At 67.7% G+C, this 14,567-nt stretch carries 18 protein-coding genes, 1 tRNA gene and 2 pseudogenes; 8 read left to right on the top strand and 13 right to left on the bottom strand.

Features of this window, described 5'->3' with window-relative positions:
- Positions 1-81 precede the first annotated feature (81 nt).
- Positions 82-546 (top strand): nucleoside deaminase, encoded by a 465-nt coding sequence (locus T398_RS23680; RefSeq protein WP_496450098.1) that lies wholly within the window; start codon positions 82-84, stop codon positions 544-546.
- A 48-nt stretch (positions 547-594) separates the two neighbouring features.
- Here T398_RS23680 and deoD read toward each other — a convergent pair whose 3' ends face one another.
- Positions 595-1,302 (bottom strand): purine-nucleoside phosphorylase, encoded by a 708-nt coding sequence (gene deoD, locus T398_RS23675; protein ID WP_496450080.1) that lies wholly within the window; start codon positions 1,300-1,302, stop codon positions 595-597.
- Positions 1,303-1,379: 77 nt separating this feature from the next.
- Here deoD and T398_RS23670 point away from each other — a divergent pair.
- Positions 1,380-1,466 (top strand) — tRNA-Ser (locus tag T398_RS23670).
- 86 nt (positions 1,467-1,552) lie between these two features.
- On the opposite strand, the gene T398_RS23665 is transcribed toward T398_RS23670, so the two are convergent.
- A complete protein-coding gene (locus T398_RS23665; RefSeq protein WP_496450079.1) occupies positions 1,553-2,569 on the bottom strand; it encodes a methyltransferase in 1,017 nt (338 codons plus the stop codon).
- A 97-nt stretch (positions 2,570-2,666) separates the two neighbouring features.
- Here T398_RS23665 and T398_RS23660 point away from each other — a divergent pair, with 97 nt between their 5' ends.
- Complete coding sequence (locus T398_RS23660) at positions 2,667-3,047, top strand: YccF domain-containing protein (protein ID WP_026273399.1); 381 nt, start codon at positions 2,667-2,669, stop codon at positions 3,045-3,047.
- Here T398_RS23660 and T398_RS23655 read toward each other — a convergent pair.
- The 6 genes from T398_RS23655 to T398_RS23630 form a co-directional block, all read right to left on the bottom strand.
- Positions 3,031-3,666 (bottom strand): hypothetical protein, encoded by a 636-nt coding sequence (locus T398_RS23655; protein ID WP_496450078.1) that lies wholly within the window; start codon positions 3,664-3,666, stop codon positions 3,031-3,033. The genes T398_RS23660 and T398_RS23655 overlap by 17 nt on opposite strands.
- Positions 3,667-3,750: 84 nt before the next feature.
- Positions 3,751-4,170, bottom strand: a complete 420-nt coding sequence (locus T398_RS23650; RefSeq protein WP_496450077.1) for a VOC family protein — start codon at positions 4,168-4,170, stop codon at positions 3,751-3,753.
- Positions 4,171-4,195: 25 nt separating this feature from the next.
- Complete coding sequence (locus T398_RS23645) at positions 4,196-5,422, bottom strand: MFS transporter (protein WP_496450097.1); 1,227 nt, start codon at positions 5,420-5,422, stop codon at positions 4,196-4,198.
- 55 nt (positions 5,423-5,477) lie between these two features.
- Positions 5,478-6,389: an aminoglycoside phosphotransferase family protein gene (locus T398_RS23640; protein WP_496450076.1), complete on the bottom strand. Its 912-nt coding sequence runs from the start codon at positions 6,387-6,389 to the stop codon at positions 5,478-5,480.
- Between the two features lie 56 nt (positions 6,390-6,445).
- Positions 6,446-7,747 carry a right-handed parallel beta-helix repeat-containing protein gene (locus T398_RS23635; RefSeq protein WP_496450096.1) on the bottom strand — a complete coding sequence of 434 codons (1,302 nt, stop codon included), beginning with the start codon at positions 7,745-7,747 and terminating at the stop codon, positions 6,446-6,448.
- Between the two features lie 315 nt (positions 7,748-8,062).
- Positions 8,063-8,773 carry a class I SAM-dependent methyltransferase gene (locus T398_RS23630; RefSeq protein ID WP_496450075.1) on the bottom strand — a complete coding sequence of 237 codons (711 nt, stop codon included), beginning with the start codon at positions 8,771-8,773 and terminating at the stop codon, positions 8,063-8,065.
- A 193-nt stretch (positions 8,774-8,966) separates the two neighbouring features.
- Between T398_RS23630 and T398_RS23625 the strand changes: the two genes are divergently transcribed.
- The 4 genes from T398_RS23625 to T398_RS23610 are packed head-to-tail and all read left to right on the top strand — an operon-like array spanning position 8,967 to position 10,729.
- Positions 8,967-9,329 (top strand): hypothetical protein, encoded by a 363-nt coding sequence (locus T398_RS23625; RefSeq protein WP_496450074.1) that lies wholly within the window; start codon positions 8,967-8,969, stop codon positions 9,327-9,329.
- The gene (locus T398_RS23620; RefSeq protein ID WP_496450073.1) at positions 9,326-9,688 is read left to right on the top strand and encodes a WXG100 family type VII secretion target; all 363 of its coding nucleotides are present in this window, start codon (positions 9,326-9,328) and stop codon (positions 9,686-9,688) included. The genes T398_RS23625 and T398_RS23620 overlap by 4 nt, the downstream gene beginning before the upstream one ends.
- On the top strand, positions 9,685-10,416 hold the full coding sequence (locus T398_RS23615) for a hypothetical protein (protein ID WP_496450071.1): 732 nt from the start codon (positions 9,685-9,687) through the stop codon (positions 10,414-10,416). Before T398_RS23620 ends, T398_RS23615 begins: the two co-directional genes overlap by 4 nt.
- A complete protein-coding gene (locus T398_RS23610; protein WP_496450069.1) occupies positions 10,403-10,729 on the top strand; it encodes a hypothetical protein in 327 nt (108 codons plus the stop codon). Before T398_RS23615 ends, T398_RS23610 begins: the two co-directional genes overlap by 14 nt.
- 47 nt (positions 10,730-10,776) lie before the next feature.
- Here the strand turns inward: T398_RS23610 and T398_RS23605 are convergent, their stop codons facing one another.
- Together T398_RS23605 and sigJ are read right to left on the bottom strand one after the other, a co-directional pair.
- The gene (locus T398_RS23605; protein WP_496450067.1) at positions 10,777-11,136 is read right to left on the bottom strand and encodes a DoxX family protein; all 360 of its coding nucleotides are present in this window, start codon (positions 11,134-11,136) and stop codon (positions 10,777-10,779) included.
- A 91-nt stretch (positions 11,137-11,227) separates the two neighbouring features.
- Complete coding sequence (gene sigJ, locus T398_RS23600) at positions 11,228-12,115, bottom strand: RNA polymerase sigma factor SigJ (RefSeq protein WP_496450065.1); 888 nt, start codon at positions 12,113-12,115, stop codon at positions 11,228-11,230.
- A 325-nt stretch (positions 12,116-12,440) separates the two neighbouring features.
- Here sigJ and T398_RS23595 point away from each other — a divergent pair.
- Positions 12,441-13,163: pseudogene (locus T398_RS23595) on the top strand (Ig-like domain repeat protein); the annotation flags it as partial.
- 303 nt (positions 13,164-13,466) lie between these two features.
- Here T398_RS23595 and T398_RS23590 read toward each other — a convergent pair.
- From T398_RS23590 to T398_RS23580, 3 genes and pseudogenes are all read right to left on the bottom strand, one after another.
- Entirely contained in the window at positions 13,467-13,826 is a 360-nt protein-coding gene (locus T398_RS23590; RefSeq protein WP_496450064.1) for a hypothetical protein, read from the bottom strand.
- Entirely contained in the window at positions 13,823-14,287 is a 465-nt protein-coding gene (locus T398_RS23585) for a hypothetical protein (RefSeq protein WP_496450062.1), read from the bottom strand. The genes T398_RS23590 and T398_RS23585 overlap by 4 nt, the downstream gene beginning before the upstream one ends.
- Positions 14,284-14,567, bottom strand: a pseudogene (locus T398_RS23580) (class I SAM-dependent methyltransferase); the annotation flags it as partial. The pseudogene T398_RS23580 and the gene T398_RS23585, both read right to left, overlap by 4 nt.

Raw genomic sequence — 14,567 nt, 5'->3', positions numbered from 1 at the left:
CCCGTCGGCGGGAGCGCGGGCGCGCGTGCGCGCGAGGTCGGCCTGGGGGGTGCCGGCCGCCGGCAGCGCCACGAAGAGTGGATGCGCCGGGCGTTGGCAGTCGCGGTCGCCGGGGCGGCGACTACGGTCACTGCCGCGGACGGCATTCCGGCCCCCGCCGCCGCTGACGACATTCCGGTCGGTGCGGTGCTCCTCGGCCCGGACGGGGCCGAGCTGGCCACTGCCCGCAACGAGCGGGAGCTGACCGGGGACCCGACCGCGCACGCCGAGGTGCTGGCGCTACGCCGGGCAGCTGGTCGGCTCGGCCGCTGGCGGCTCGACGGGTGCATCCTGGTGGTAACCCTGGAGCCGTGCACGATGTGCGCCGGGGCGCTGGTGCTGGCCCGGGTTTCCACGGTGGTGTTCGGAGCGTGGGAGCCGAAGACCGGCGCGGCCGGCTCGCTCTGGGACGTGCTGCGCGACCGCCGACTGAACCACCGCCCCGAGGTCTACGGCGGTGTCCTGGAAGCGGAGACGGCGGCGGTCCTACGCGCCTTCTTCCGGTAGCGCCGACGGGCGGTCCGTCCCGGTCCCGGTCCCGGGCGAGCCCGTGGATCAGGCGATGATGGTGTCCAGGGCGATCTCCACCATCTGGCTGAACGTCTGCTCCCGCTCCTGCGAGGTGGTCTTCTCCCCGGTGCGGATGTGATCGCTGACCGTCAGGATGGTGAGCGCGCGTGCCTTGAACCGGGCGGCGATGGTGTAGAGCGCTGCCGATTCCATCTCGACCGCCAGCACGCCGTAGTCGGCGAGCGCGTCGTAGAGGTCCGGCCGGTCGGTGTAGAAGGCGTCGGCCGCCAGGACCGGCCCGACCCGCATGGTGACGCCGCGCCGCTCGGCTACCTCCACCGAGGTACGCAGTAGCCCGAAGTCGGCGACCGGCGCGTAGTCGATCAGCCCGTCGAAACGCACGCGGTTCATGTTCGAGTCGGTGGCGGAACCGATCGCCGCCACCACGTCACGGAGCTGGAGGTCCTCGGTCAGGGCGCCGCAGGAGCCGACCCGGATCAGTGACCGGACGCCGTACTCGTTGATCAGCTCATGCGCGTAGATCGAGGCGGACGGCATGCCCATGCCGGAACCCTGGATCGACACGTCGACCCCGTTCCAGCGGCCGGTGAAGCCGAGCATCCCGCGGACGGTCGAGTAGCACTGCGCGCCTTCAAGGTAGGTCTCCGCGATCCACTTGGCCCGCAGCGGGTCACCTGGCATCAGGACCCGCTCGGCGATCTCTCCCGGCTTTGCGCCGATGTGCGTACTCATAGCAGGGATTCTGCCAGCTCACCCCCGACGTCGTACCGGTTGGGCCTTCCCTCGGGCGGTCCTGTAGCCTACTCGGCGGTGGTGTGTCCGAGTGGCCTAAGGAGCACGCCTCGAAAGCGTGTGAGGGTTTACGCCCTCCGCGGGTTCAAATCCCGCCACCACCGCTCGTGAACAGCGAGAACGCCCGGTTGATCCTCAAGGATCAACCGGGCGTTCCGCTATCTCGAGAGCGCTGGGCTCGGTGGTGAGGTCAGGGCCGGCGGGCCACGACCGCGCCGTTCGCGCCGGGCGCGTCGAAGGTCACGACCCGGGCGTCCACGAAGCCGGCGTCGCCGAGCCAGGTGACGTACTCGGCGCCGGAGTAGTTCTTGCCGCCCTCGGTTTCGACGAGCATGTTCATCCCCATCAGGGCGGCCTCCGGTGGTCCGGTGCGCTCGTCGTTGAGGAGCAGTTCGGAGATGACGATCGCGCCACCGGAGGGGAGCGCGGCGTGGCATCGGGCCAGTAGCGCCCGGTTGGTCGCTTCGTCCCAGTCGTGCAGGATCATGCTGAGTAGGATCACGTCGTGTCCGGCCGGCAGGGCCGGGTCGGCGAGGAAGTCGCCAGCGACCGCGCTGATTCGACCGGCCAGGCTCGCTTCGGCGATCCGCTCCTCGGCCCGGGCACAGACGTGCGGTAGGTCCAGGATCGTGGCCTGGAGTTGCGGCAGTCGCTGGCAGAGCTCGATCGGGAAGGCCCCGGCGCCGCCGCCGACGTCGAGCAGCCGGCGGTGGGCGCCGAAGTCGTACGCGTCGGCCAGCGCACGGGCGGTGAAGCGGGAGGTGGCGAACATGGCGTCCCAGAACTCGGCAACCAGCTTCGGGTCCGTGGTGTCGAACATGGACTGCTGCTGCTGCGGGTCCCAGGTCAGTGGGCGGTTACCGCGCAGCGCCTCGCCGATGCGGTGCCAGGGCAGGTAGGTGCGCAGGTCGGAGTAGCGGACCTGGGCGCCGAAGTAGTACGGCCGCCCTTCCACCAGGAACTGCTCGGCCAGCTCGGAGTTGCGGTAGCCGGCGCCGGCTCTCTCCAGCAGCCCCAGGGACGCGCTGGCGGCCAGCAACAGGTCGGCGGGGCGTTCGTCCATCCCGAATTCGGCGGCGGCTTCGGTCACGGTGATGGTCCGTCCGCCGGCCAGCCGGGTGAAAAGTCCGAACTCGACACCGATGGCGAGGGTCTTGAAGCCCCAGACGCCGGCTACGAGTTGCATCAGTGGAGTGGGGGTGATCATTAGGAGATAAAAACACAAAGCGGTTCCGGGACCTGGGCCGGCGCCGGCGGCGCTGCGCGAGGCCGGCGAGGTGGCGGACGTGCGTCACGCTAGTAGCATGATGCGCTTCGTCCTGAACGTGCTGTGGCTCATCTTCGGCGGCGGAATCGTGCTGGCCTTCGGCTACTTCGTCGCCGCGTTGATCTGCTTCGTCCTCGTCATCACGATCCCGTTCGGGGTCGCCTCGCTGCGGCTCGCCTCGTACTCGCTGTGGCCCTTCGGCCGCACCCTGGTCACCAAGCCGGGGGCCGGCATCGCCTCCGGGCTGGCGAACGTGCTCTGGGTGCTGTTGGCCGGCTGGTGGCTGGCGCTGTCGCACCTGATCGCCGGAGTGTCGCTCTGCGTCACAATCATCGGCATTCCGTTCGGCATCGCCAACTTCAAGCTCGTACCGGCGGCATTCTGGCCGCTCGGCCAGGAGGTCATCGAGGTCCGCTGAACCGAAACCCGTCCGGGTCGCTGAACCGAAACCCGCCTGGCTCGGGGCGCTGGCTGGCCTCGGCTTCGCGCCGTTCCCACTCCTCGACCAACTCGTCCCAGTAGTCGACCCCCAACCCCCGACGCCCGTGCGCCAGCCAGCCGGCGGTGTTCCGCTCCACGTGCAGCCCGAGCTCGGCGAAGAGGTCAACCCACGGCCCCGGCTCCACCCCCACCTCGACCAGGGCGGCGTTGATCGGCCACCGCTCCCGCGGTCCCTCGAACACTGAGTCGAAGCGCGGTCCCCAGGACCGCTGACCGCCGAGCCACACCGCCGCCGCCTGGTGGCCGACGCCACCGGCGAACTCCGCCTCGACGTACGCCACCGGCCCGCGCTGCGACCAGTAGGCCAGGACCCCGGTCAGCGCGGTGGAGAGCACCAGCGTGAACGGGCGCTCCGGGGCGGTCTCCTCGACGGCGTAGTCCGGCGGCGTCCCGGTCAACTCCTCGACCAGTTGCGAGGTCACCGGCAGAAGGGCGAAGTCCTGGCGCAGGTTGCCGAGGACCGCGTGATCCAGCCCGCGGGTTTCCCCGCGCAGCAACCCGACGTCCGCGATGATCGCGCTGAGCTGGTAACTCATGTATCCACAGGCTGTGGATGAGACATGTGTACGAAGAGCCCGGCTGGCTTCGCCTCCGTTGGTTGCCCGCTGCGCTGCACGCCCTCAGTATCCCTGCTCGGGTGGGATGGCGACGAGTTCCACCTCGAAGCCGTCGATGTCCTCGAGGTAGGCGGCGTAGTGGTTGGGGCCCCCGGCGTAGGGGTGGCGGTCGGAGAGCAGCAGGCGCCAACCGTACTGGGTGGCCTCTTCGCAGAGCGTGTCGAGGAGTTGGGTGCCTTCGACGTGAAAAGCGAGGTGATTGAGGCCGGGCCGGCGCCGGTCATGATCGTCTGCGGTGAGGTCTGGGGATGCTTCCAACACGATGTAGGTCGGGCCCATCCGCCAACTGCGTCCCGCTGGCCAAGACTGGAACAGCGTATAGCCGAGACGTTGCAGCAACCATCCCCAACTGTGGATGGCCCGGGCGAGGTGGGGTACCCAGATTTCGATGTGGTGCGGTGTTCCAGTGGTCGCGCCCGGCATCTACGCTCCCTCGCGGCGGCCGCCATCAACGGTGGGCTTGTGGGTCAGGGCCGGACACGAACCACCAGGCGGCGGTCGCCAGGACCGCGACCAGGCCGCTGAGAATGAAGGGTGCTTCGATCCCGATCGTTGCGGTGAGGACACCGCCGAGCAGCGCGCCGGCGGCGGCGGCGCTGAAGCTGAGGGTGCGGCCGGCCGCGATCGTACGGCCGAGTAGCTCCCGTGGCACCAGTCGTTGCCGTAGCGACACGACCGTGACGTTGAGCACCGCGAACGATGCGCTCGTGACCACGATGACGAGGATCGCCGCCCACAACTGGGTGGTCACGGCGAGTATCGCCGGGATGCCGGCGGTGACCGCCAGTGAGCAGGTGAGAATCATGCGGTGCCGGCGACCCGCGACGAGTCGGTCAACGACGGACGAGCCGAGCAGGCCGCCGAGGGCACCAGCGGCGAGCAGGATTCCGAAACCGGTCGCGCCGATGCCGAGGGGGCCCTCCGCGTAGAGCACCAGGATCGCGAACCAGGCGCTGTCGGCGGCGGCGACCGCGGCGGTGACCAACGCGAGTGTGCGCAGCACCCGCTGGCCTGCCAGCCAGCGCAGACCCGCCATCACACCCGGGCTGGCCTGCTTCGGTGCGTCTTGCGGTGGCCGGGCGGCGATGCTGATCGGCAGAGTCAGCAGGAGCATGACGGCCAGGGCGAGAGATGCCCCGTTCGCCGCGAAGGGCAGCGCGGCACCGGCTACGAAGAGTGCGGCGCCGACCGGCGGGCCGACGAACTCGTTGCCGACGATCTCGCCGGCGACCAGTCTTCCGTTGGCGCGCTCGAGTAGCCGCTCGGGTACCAGGCCGGGAAGTGCTGTCTGCGCGGCCGTGTCGCGTACCGTCTCCCCGACCCCGAGCAGGAAGCTGGCCAGCAGGACCAGGGGCAGCGACGCCCAGCCCATCGCCACGGTAACCACCAGGACGCCCAGGACGACCACCCGGGCGATGTCAGCCTGGGCGAGCAGCGCGCGGGCGCCGCGGCGGTCGGCCAGCGACCCGGCGAGGAGGCCGGTCACCAGCCACGGCAGGGACTGGGCCGCGGTTACCGCGGCCACCGCGACCGGGTTGGCGGTCAGCGAAGCGGCGAGCAGGGGGAAAGCTGCCAGCCGGATGCCGTCACCGACGTTGGCGAGGGTCGAGGCGCTCCAGAAAGTCCAGAAGGGACGTCCCAACGGCATGGAATTGGTGACCATGAGGGGCATCATCGCACCGTCAGCGTTCACTTTTGGGGGCGCTGGCTTTGCTGACGGCACCCGGCGGTCAGCGCACCGCGGCGGTGAGGCGACGTAGGGCGGCGTGCGCGGGTGGGCCCCAGGAGGGTTTGCCGCCGGGGCGGCCGTGGACGCCGTTGTCACCGATGAGGAGGCAACCGAGGGCGCGGGCCACCGCCCAGCCGCGGGCGCGGCGTCGGGTGGCGGGGTCGGGGGCCGGCTCGTACGCCGCGTGGAAGTGGTCGATGCCCTCGGGCAGCAGCAGCCACCCGGCGGCGAGGTCGCAGGCGGGATCACCGGTGCAGAGATCGCCGAAGTCGATCACTCCGCAGAGGGTGCCGTCGGCGGTGAGAACGTTGGCCGGGTGCAGGTCGGCGTGGAGCCAGCGCGGTGGGCCGGTCCAGGGCGGAGCGGTGACCGCGTCCTGCCAGATGGCGCGAAGCGCGTCCGGCTCGTCAATCAGCCCGCGTTCGGTGGTGGCGGCGAGCGCCCCGGCGAACTGGTCGGACTGGTCAATCAGCGGCCCACCCCGGTCCCGGCCGGCGGGTGCCCCGCTGGGTGCGGGTTGGTGCAGCGCCGTCAGGAAGGCGGCCAGCGACCCGGCTGCGTCGAGGGGGCGCGTGATTGGGGCCTGGTCGGCGGGGGCGCCCGGAACCCAGGTGGTGATGAGCCAGGACCGGGGAAACCGTTCGGAGGGTACGCCGAGTCGTTGCGGGACGGGGACCGGCAACGGTAGGCGTGGGGCCAGGGTGGGTACCCAGGCGTGTTCCTTGTGCAGCAGCACGTCCGCGAAGACCGTGGCCCACGGAAGCCGGACGGCCAGGTCGTCACCGAGCCGCCACAACTGGTTGTCCCACCCCCGCGCGCCGAGCCGGATCGGGCGCTCGGCGAGGTCGGGGTGCTGGTCGCGGACCAGCTCCCGGACCAACTCCGCGGTGATCTCATGATCGACGTGGGTCATGCGGAGCAATGTATCCGCTGCCGGGCCCCCTCGCGGGGCCCGGCGTACTCGGACCACTATCCGGCGCAGCCGGGAACCTCGACGCAGTTGTTCGGTCGATTCTTGACCACGACGGTGCCGGTCGCGGTGTTCAGGTTCACCGTGCCGCCCACCTCGTTGTAGATGCCGCCGCCGTCGGCGCCGGCGATATTTTTGGTGACCTTGGTGGTGAAGAGGGCCACGGTTCCGATGGCTTCGTTGTAGATGCCGCCGCCCTGGCTTCCGGCCTGGTTGCCGAAGACCTTCGTGTTTCGTAGTACCAGATCGGAGACGTTGTAGATGCCGCCGCCTTCGATGCTGGCGTCGTTGTTCTTGATAACACTGTCTTCAACCACCGCGGAGGCGCCATCGTCTACCCCCAGGCCGCCGGCGACTGCGGTCAGGGACACGTTGTCGGCGATGGTGACCGAACGGAGCGTTACCTCTGTGCGCAGGCCGGCGAGGATGCCGCCGACCACCTGGGCGGAGGTATTGTTCGTAACACTACTTTCCGTGACTGTGGCGGTGCCGCTTTCGATAAAAAGACCGCCGCTGGATTCCTGGGCGCGATTTTTGGAGATGCTGCTGCGCTCGATCCGAATAGTTCCCGCACTGGTGGCCCCGGCTCCCACCAGGGCGGAATTGGAGTGGATGCCGGACTTGCTGATACTGAGTAGGCCGGAATTCAAGATGCCTCCGCCGGAGGAGCCAGCGGTGTTGCGGCTGACCTTGGAGGAGTGGAGGTGGGTGGTGCCATTGTTGGCGATGCCGCCACCCGCGTCGCTGGCGATATTGCGGGTGATGGTGCTGTGATTAATGGTCAACGCTCCACCCGCGTCCACCAATATGCCAGCGCCGTCAGCGCCAGCGCCGGTGGTCTGGCCGCCGGTGATCGTCAGCTGGTCGAGGGTGAGGTTACCGCCGGTGTTGACGTTGAGGATGCGGAATTGGTCAACCGCGGCGGCGCGTTCGATGGTGGTGTTCTTACTCCCGTTGAGGGTGATCGGGCTGGTGATGGCGGGCAGGCCGGCGCCGTCGATGTTCGCGGTCAGCAGGTAGGTGCAGTCCCGGGCCAGGTTGAGCACACCCCCACCGCGGGCGTTGGCCAAGGTGATCGCAGCGATCAGGATATCCGCGTCGCAGGGCACCGGTACGCCCGGTGACTTCCTGCCTTTCTTTCCCGGGTCGTCCCTGCTCTGGTCGTTGGGTTTGCCGCCGTCGAGTTGGCCGCGGTACTCGTCGGTGGTGGGGCGGTCGGCGACAGCGGCGCGGGTGTAGCCGACCGCCGGGGCGGCTGGGGCGGCGGCGATACTGGTGGTGGTGAGGGCCAGGCCCGTCACTCCGGCAGCCCACCACCGGGACCGCCCCCGGTGTCCACCGGTTCGAGCCGGGCCGGGCTTGTGGGTGGGCTCCTGATGGCTCATCGCAGTCTCGGTGTCCTTTCCCGTCATGGGCGAGAAGCCACCAACCCCGGGCTGGCCGGTGCGATGCTCCTCGGCTACCAGGCCGGCGGTAGCAGCCAGCCTTGAGTTAAACCCGACGTAGAACGCATGGGGACATGAATACGAAAAATATGCCCAAACCACTCAAATGGCCCATGATGGGGGCGATGTGCTGCCGTACGTCCCAGTGGGGCGGTAGCGCCGGCTGGGGCGCTACCGCCCCGGGGCTGGCAGCGCCCGGATCGCGAGGAACCCGACCGGCTCCCGCAACAGGCGTTCGTAGCGGTCTCGATCGACCAGCGCCGTTTCGGCGGTCGGTCGTGGCTCCAGCAGCCGCTCGATCAGAAAGCCCGCCTCGTGTAGCTCTTCGCAGGTCCGTTCCAGCGGGGCCAGCCAATAGCGCACCTGCCAGCCCCGGCTCCAGGTCTCTTCGATAACGCGCACGTCGAAGTAGCTGCCGCCGTGCCGAAGCCAGTCACCGGTGGGGTGCAGCCGGGACAGCACGAGCGCGCCGCCCGGCCGCAACACCCGCCGCAACTCCCGCAGCGCCGAGATCCGGTCATCGACATACTCCAGCCCGAGCGCGAACAAGACCAGGTCCACCGAGGCGTCCGGCAGCCAGTGCAGCCGGTCAGCAAGATCGTGCACGTGGAAGACGCCAGCGGGGACGCGCTCTCGACACAACTGGATCATGCGCGGACTCTGGTCCAACCCGATCACCCGGGCACCCCGGGCGACCAACTCCTCGGCGTAAAGCCCAGGACCACAGGCCACATCCAGCACCGTACGCCCAGCGACCGCACCGAGCAGCCGCAGACAGGTCGGCCGGCCGTAGTGAGCGTTGTAGAAGCCCTCGCGTGCGTGCGCCAAGAACTCGTCGGCGAACGCGTCGTACTGCGGTCCCGGTCCCACGGCGTCCGTCATGTCGCCAGTTCTACGCGCAGCGGCGCGAACTCTCCATGGGTTTACGTGTACGCCAAGCGCGCCGAGGAAGTACTGGACCAGACCGGCCGCCGCGACGGTGCCCCAGAGCGGCATGGCGATCCTCCGGTAGGGCCCCAATGACGGTGTCTGAGCGGGGTAGCGCTTCGCGGTAGCTCTGTGACATGGTCGCGCCGTGAGTGGTGATACGGTGAAGCGGGCGGCGGTACCTGAAAAGCTGGACCAATGGCATGACTTCCGCAAAAGCGTAGCACTGCTTTCGATGGTGCTGTTCTTCTTCTGCCTGGTCGGCCTAGGCTTTTTGGCCTATCAACTGGTCATTGCTGGTGACGACCGCCGTGTGTTTAATCCCTGGTCGTTTTTCCGGGCCGTGTCGGTGACGTTGCCACTTGGTGTGGCTGCGCTAACGGGTATCGGCGTCTACCGGGCCGCCAACAACGTTGAGTCGAAACGGCGTGGCCGGACCATGGCCCTAGCGTTGCTGACCGCTGCGGTGCTACTCCTTGTGACGGGCCTTATCAAGGACGGCCTGTCGTGACCTTCTTCGTCGACCCCAGCATCGTGGAACGCGCCGCGAGAGATATAAAGAACGCGAACGACGATGCGCAGGAAGCCAAGGCGTACATCGTCAAGCACACGGACATGCCTGTACAGGAGCAAGGGCTCCTAAGTGAATTTTGGCCTGCGCACGAGCGACTTGTCAACGCCATGAACGATCGACTAACTCGCCTGGTTGAGGTTTTGAGGCAGTCGGGTGACGGGCTGCAAAGCATCGCGACGCACTACCGGCAGACCGACCTAGACAACGCCGCCCGCTTGGACGCTACCTACCCGGCCGTTGACCGCAGCGCCTTTGAGGCGACCGATGGGAGACCGATGAATGGGCCCCTGCCGTGATCGATCCTACCAACTTTCTCGTCGAGCCTAACCAGCCGGATGCCTCGCTGACTAAAGGCTTTGCCAACCCGCTCGGCATCCTGGACGCCATTAGCGTATCCCACTGGGTGAACCAAATAATCAAGGAAGTCGCGGGCTACGACCTCATCGGCCACGTCACCAACTTCTTCGTCGGCGATTGGGAAGCCTTCTACAAGGCGGGGGATGCCTACGGCAACCTCGGCCAAAGCTTTCAGGCGATCGGTCGCAACGTCAGCTTGGTAGCTTCCCAGATGGACGGCCATTGGGATGGGCAAGCCGCTGACGCCGCCTTCGTCTACTTCCGCCAACTTGCCGTGGCAACCGTCCAGCAGAATATTGTCCTGAGCCAGATCAAGGAAAATTACCACGAGGCCGCGCGTGCTATCTGGCTCTTGGCCGACGTTGTCGGTGGCCTAATAAAGATGATCATTGACAAGGCTATTATTATTGGTGTCAGCGCCGCTGCCGGAACCGCGCTGATCAAGACCGGTGTCGGTGCCTTCGCTGGCTACGGCATCGCCGCCTGGCAGGCCATCGAATTGTCAAAAAAAATAAACGATGCCGCATTGAAGATTCAAACTGGCGGCACCGTCATCATGGGATTCTTCAGCTTCATAAAGACCCTCGCCGAACAGGGAGGCGACTTGTCCCAATTTCCACTGCCGGATCAGCCCTACACCAGTCCGGTGCTCCATGACGCAATCTGAGTCGCGGCCAGAACAGCAGTTCCTCGACCTCACTGAAGGCGACCCCGGCCTAGCCAAGATCCTTTACTCCAGCCTCGCCCACCTACGCGACGGCATCGCCGGCAAGGACTTGCAAGAGATGGCGAGCAGTGTCCTCGCCGGCCACACCGACCTCCGGCAAGTCGCCGCCAGCGATGCCTATGGCGAAGAAATCCTTGGCCGTTTCCACCACTTCAGAGATTGGGAACAAAACCTTGATCCGGAGGAGCAACAACGCCTCGCCGAACAAGCTGCGCAGCTGGCGACGGACCTCACGGGCCATGATCAGCAGTAAGGAATATCTCTGGAACCTTGTAGTACAACCGTAGACCCGGCCGCTGGTTAGCCCACCACGGCGGCATAGGCGAGGTTGACGGTGAGCGCGGCGAGAGCGACCACGAAGAAGAGCGCCCAGGCACCGAGCCGGAAATTGCCGGCCCGCACGTGTACGCCCAACGCGCCGAGGAAATACAGAACCAGACCGGCCGCCGCGAGGGTGCCCAGGACCGGCACGACGAACCCGGCCAGCAGGCCGAGCGCACCGGCACCGAGGAGCACCCCCAGGGGCCGTACCCACGACCGGGGGACCCGGTTGCGGTCCGCCTCCGTCTTCGGATACTCGTGTCCGATCAGGTTGGCGACGGCGGCCGAACCGTTGAGGGCCGAGGCGAGCAGGGTCACGACAAGATACGTTGCGAACATCGTTGCCTCCGTGCACGGGACAGGGGTGTTGGTCAGTCGTTCACGGACGAGACGGTGACCCGAGTTGTGACGCGGCCACGAGTGAGCTGGGTCACCCGACTGTCCCGGTCAGCTTCAGCGGGTTGCTGACCACGTGGATCGTCCGGACCAGACCCCCCACCAGGTGCAGGGTCATCACGAGCACGGTCTCTCCGTCGCAGCGGACCACCACACCGGGGCCACCGTTGACGGGTAGCACCCCGATCGTCGCCCCGACCGGCTGCTGCCGGGAGAGCACGATGATGGCGCGGGCCACCAGGTCCGAACCGTGAATGGGCTTGCGCGGCGCACCCGTGAAGCCGCCGCCGTCGCTGACCATCGTCACGTCCGGGGCCAGCACGCCGATCAGTGCGGTGATGTCACCACCGGAACAGGCGGCAAGGAATCGCTCGGTCACCTGCTGCCGGGTCGCTGGGTCGCTGTCGTAACGGTGGTGGCGGTTCTCCACCGCCTTCCGGGCCCGGTGGGCAAGCTGACGTACCGCCGGCTCGCCGCGGCCCAGGAACTGCGCGATCTCGGCGTACGGGTAGCCGAATGCCTCCCTCAACACAAACACCGCACGTTCCAGCGGGGATAGCGCCTCCAGGACGAGCAGTAGTGCGGTGGAGACGGAATCGGCGAGGACCACATCGTCGGCGACGTCCGGTCGGGTGCGGATGGGCTCCGGCAGCCACGGACCGACGTACGCCTCCCGCCGTACCCGGGCGCTGCGTAGCTCGTCGATCGCCAGCCGGATAGTCACCCGAACCAGGAACGCCTCGGGGTCCACGACGGTGGCCGGGTCGACCCGACTCCACCGCAGCCAGGTCTCCTGCACCACGTCCTCGGCCTCCTTGGCGCTGCCGAGCGTCCGGTACGCGACCGCGTACAACAGGTCACGGTGCCTCATGAAGGGCGCCTCGTGCGGGGCCCCTGCCACTTCCTCAGCCACCCGACCCATGATCCGGGTGTTGCCCCGAAACTCGCGATGGCCGACTGCTACACCCGGCGGTCACATCGCGCCTGAACGTCTTCTTAAGGGCGTTTCTCCGCAAACCTGCAGGATTGGTAGCTGACACTGGCGTCTGTCCTGTTAGTGGTGCTTGCCTGGATGGAGGTAGGGGGTGATGCGGAGACTCTGCCAGCGGCCCGGCCGAAGCGCTGGCGCCGGCCGGGTGGGCCGGGCCATCGTCGGCTGCTTCTTTCTGGTGTTGGCGGTGACGGTCACGCAGCCGGCCGCCGTGTGGCCCGCGGTCGCGCGCGACACCGCAGCACCATCCACCGTGGCGTCAGACACCGTCCTCGCCTGGGGCGAAAACGCCTCCGGACAGCTGGGTGACGGGACCGCCACCGACAGCAGCACCCCCGTTACGGTTGATCTGCCCGCGGGAACCACGGTCACCGCCGTCGCCGGCGGCACCCACAGTCTGGCGCTTACCTCCGCCGGCACTGTCCTCGCCTGGGGCCTAAACACCGACGGCCAGTTGGGCGATGGCACCACCACCGACCGCAGCACACCCGTGACCGTCAGCCTGTCCTTCGGCACCACGGTCACCGCTATCGCTGGTGGCACCCTCCACAGCCTGGCCCTGGTAGCACCACCACCGGCGTCCGCCACCGCTCTGCAGGTCAACCCAGCCAACCCGACAGCGGATCAGGAGATCACTCTCACCGCCACCGTCACCTGCAACGTCGACACCCCCACCGGAACCATCACCTTCCGCACCAACAACACCACCCTCGCCACCACGCCCCTGAACAATGCCACCGCTACCCACACCACCGCATTGCCCACCGGCGGCCACACCCTCACCGCCCATTACACCAGCACCAACACCTGTCCCAACAGCCAATCCACACCGGTCAGCCGTACCATCAATCCACCACCCGACGAGCCCGACCTACCCATCACCGGCCCCAACATAACTACCACCCTCACCGCCGCCGCCCTGCTCACCCTCACCGGTGTCACTTTCATCCACCTGACTCGCCGACGCCGACTGGTATAGCGGGGTCAGGAGGGTCATGGTCCCGCCACCACCGGCGGCTATCTGCGTCTCGGGCGGCAGCGAGGCTGGTGCGATACAGCCTGTCGGCCATCGGAGTGACGACAAGTATCGAAGATTTTCAATTCAGCGAGTGGATTGTTCGGCAAGGACCGCCAGGAACTGCCGGCCGGGTGGAGATTGGCCAACCATCCGACACGGTTCGGCCCCGCCCTCCCGACCGGGGAGAGCGGGGCCGTCTGCTGTCACATGGTGGGCTGTCCGGAGCCGGGGCACCGCAGTGCCCGTCGGCGGGGTTCACGCTGGTCACGCCGCCCAGACGATCTCCTCGGGGGCCCTGCCCTCGGATACGGCCACTCGACCAGGAGTGATCCACATGTATGTGCGCATCGGCAAGTCATACATGCTCACCAACAGCCCGGACCGCCACGCCGCGTCGGCCAGTAGCGGGTGCAGCCGGTAATCGCTGTCGATCGTCACGGCGGAGCCCAGCTGAGATGCCTGCCTGCCGAGGCGCTGATCGATCAGCTCGGCCAGAGCGGCGGCGAACCGGTCGGCTTGGGCGGTAGTGAAGCGTGGCCGTAGCATCGCTGTGCCGTTGGTGAGTTCGTTGGCCCACCAACAGGCGGCGGCACTGGCCTCAGGACTCGGGTCAACAGGTGTCATTGGGTGACTCGGGAGCGCAGCAGCCATCCGAGACTGTCAAAGACCCCGTCCGGCTGGTACGGCCGCCAGTGCGCCTGAGCAGGTGGTACCACCCAGCCGACCGTCAACCCGTCCGGGCTACGCCCTGGCGGTGCTGGTACCCAGGCGTCCGGCCCATGGTGCAGCCGCCCACCGTCGCGGGCTACCTGGTCAGGGTCCAGAAAGCCCGGGGCGAACACGAACACCCAGCGCATCCGATCCGCGGCGCTGGCTGGGCCCAGCAGCATTGACCACCACGGCGGGCGGATCGTGGCGGTAGGTACGCGGGTGAGCAGTCGGTGGTGGATTATCGCCCCGATCGGTGAGGCGATCTCCAGCACGTCGAACCGCAACGCCTGTAACGCGGTCCCCCAGCGGCGCGGTTGTGCTGGCCAGCCGTGGGCGGCGTACTCGGTGATAGCACGAGCCGACTTGGTGGTCACAGTGCGCCCGCCTGCGGAACCCGACTGACTGCCAGTAGGTTCGCGCTGGCGTGGACCAGCTCGGGACACTGGTCGTCCGCCATCTGGGCGGCTAGCACCATGTCGGCCACTCCCGTGTCGTCCAATTCGTACCGGTCAACGGCAACCGCAAGCCACCCGCCCGGCCCACCGACCCCATGCACATTGACCACCTGCAACCCCGCCCCGGTCAGCTCATCGCGTAGACCGTCAACGGTGTGGTAATAGGTGGCTGCCGGCCACCGGTCGTTGCGGCGGCTCC

It is taken from the genome of Salinispora goodfellowii, from assembly GCF_059570675.1.
This window is presented reverse-complemented; position numbering and strand designations above follow the sequence as displayed.

Coding starts and splice junctions, on each gene's coding strand:
- T398_RS23680 (WP_496450098.1), top strand. CDS start 82: ATGCGCCGGGCGTTGGCAGTCGCGGTCGCCGGGGCGGCGACTACGGTC.
- deoD (WP_496450080.1), bottom strand. CDS start 1,302: ATGAGTACGCACATCGGCGCAAAGCCGGGAGAGATCGCCGAGCGGGTC.
- T398_RS23665 (WP_496450079.1), bottom strand. CDS start 2,569: ATGATCACCCCCACTCCACTGATGCAACTCGTAGCCGGCGTCTGGGGC.
- T398_RS23660 (WP_026273399.1), top strand. CDS start 2,667: ATGATGCGCTTCGTCCTGAACGTGCTGTGGCTCATCTTCGGCGGCGGA.
- T398_RS23655 (WP_496450078.1), bottom strand. CDS start 3,666: ATGAGTTACCAGCTCAGCGCGATCATCGCGGACGTCGGGTTGCTGCGC.
- T398_RS23650 (WP_496450077.1), bottom strand. CDS start 4,170: ATGCCGGGCGCGACCACTGGAACACCGCACCACATCGAAATCTGGGTA.
- T398_RS23645 (WP_496450097.1), bottom strand. CDS start 5,422: ATGATGCCCCTCATGGTCACCAATTCCATGCCGTTGGGACGTCCCTTC.
- T398_RS23640 (WP_496450076.1), bottom strand. CDS start 6,389: ATGACCCACGTCGATCATGAGATCACCGCGGAGTTGGTCCGGGAGCTG.
- T398_RS23630 (WP_496450075.1), bottom strand. CDS start 8,773: ATGACGGACGCCGTGGGACCGGGACCGCAGTACGACGCGTTCGCCGAC.
- T398_RS23610 (WP_496450069.1), top strand. CDS start 10,403: ATGACGCAATCTGAGTCGCGGCCAGAACAGCAGTTCCTCGACCTCACT.
- T398_RS23605 (WP_496450067.1), bottom strand. CDS start 11,136: ATGTTCGCAACGTATCTTGTCGTGACCCTGCTCGCCTCGGCCCTCAAC.
- sigJ (WP_496450065.1), bottom strand. CDS start 12,115: ATGGGTCGGGTGGCTGAGGAAGTGGCAGGGGCCCCGCACGAGGCGCCC.
- T398_RS23590 (WP_496450064.1), bottom strand. CDS start 13,826: ATGACACCTGTTGACCCGAGTCCTGAGGCCAGTGCCGCCGCCTGTTGG.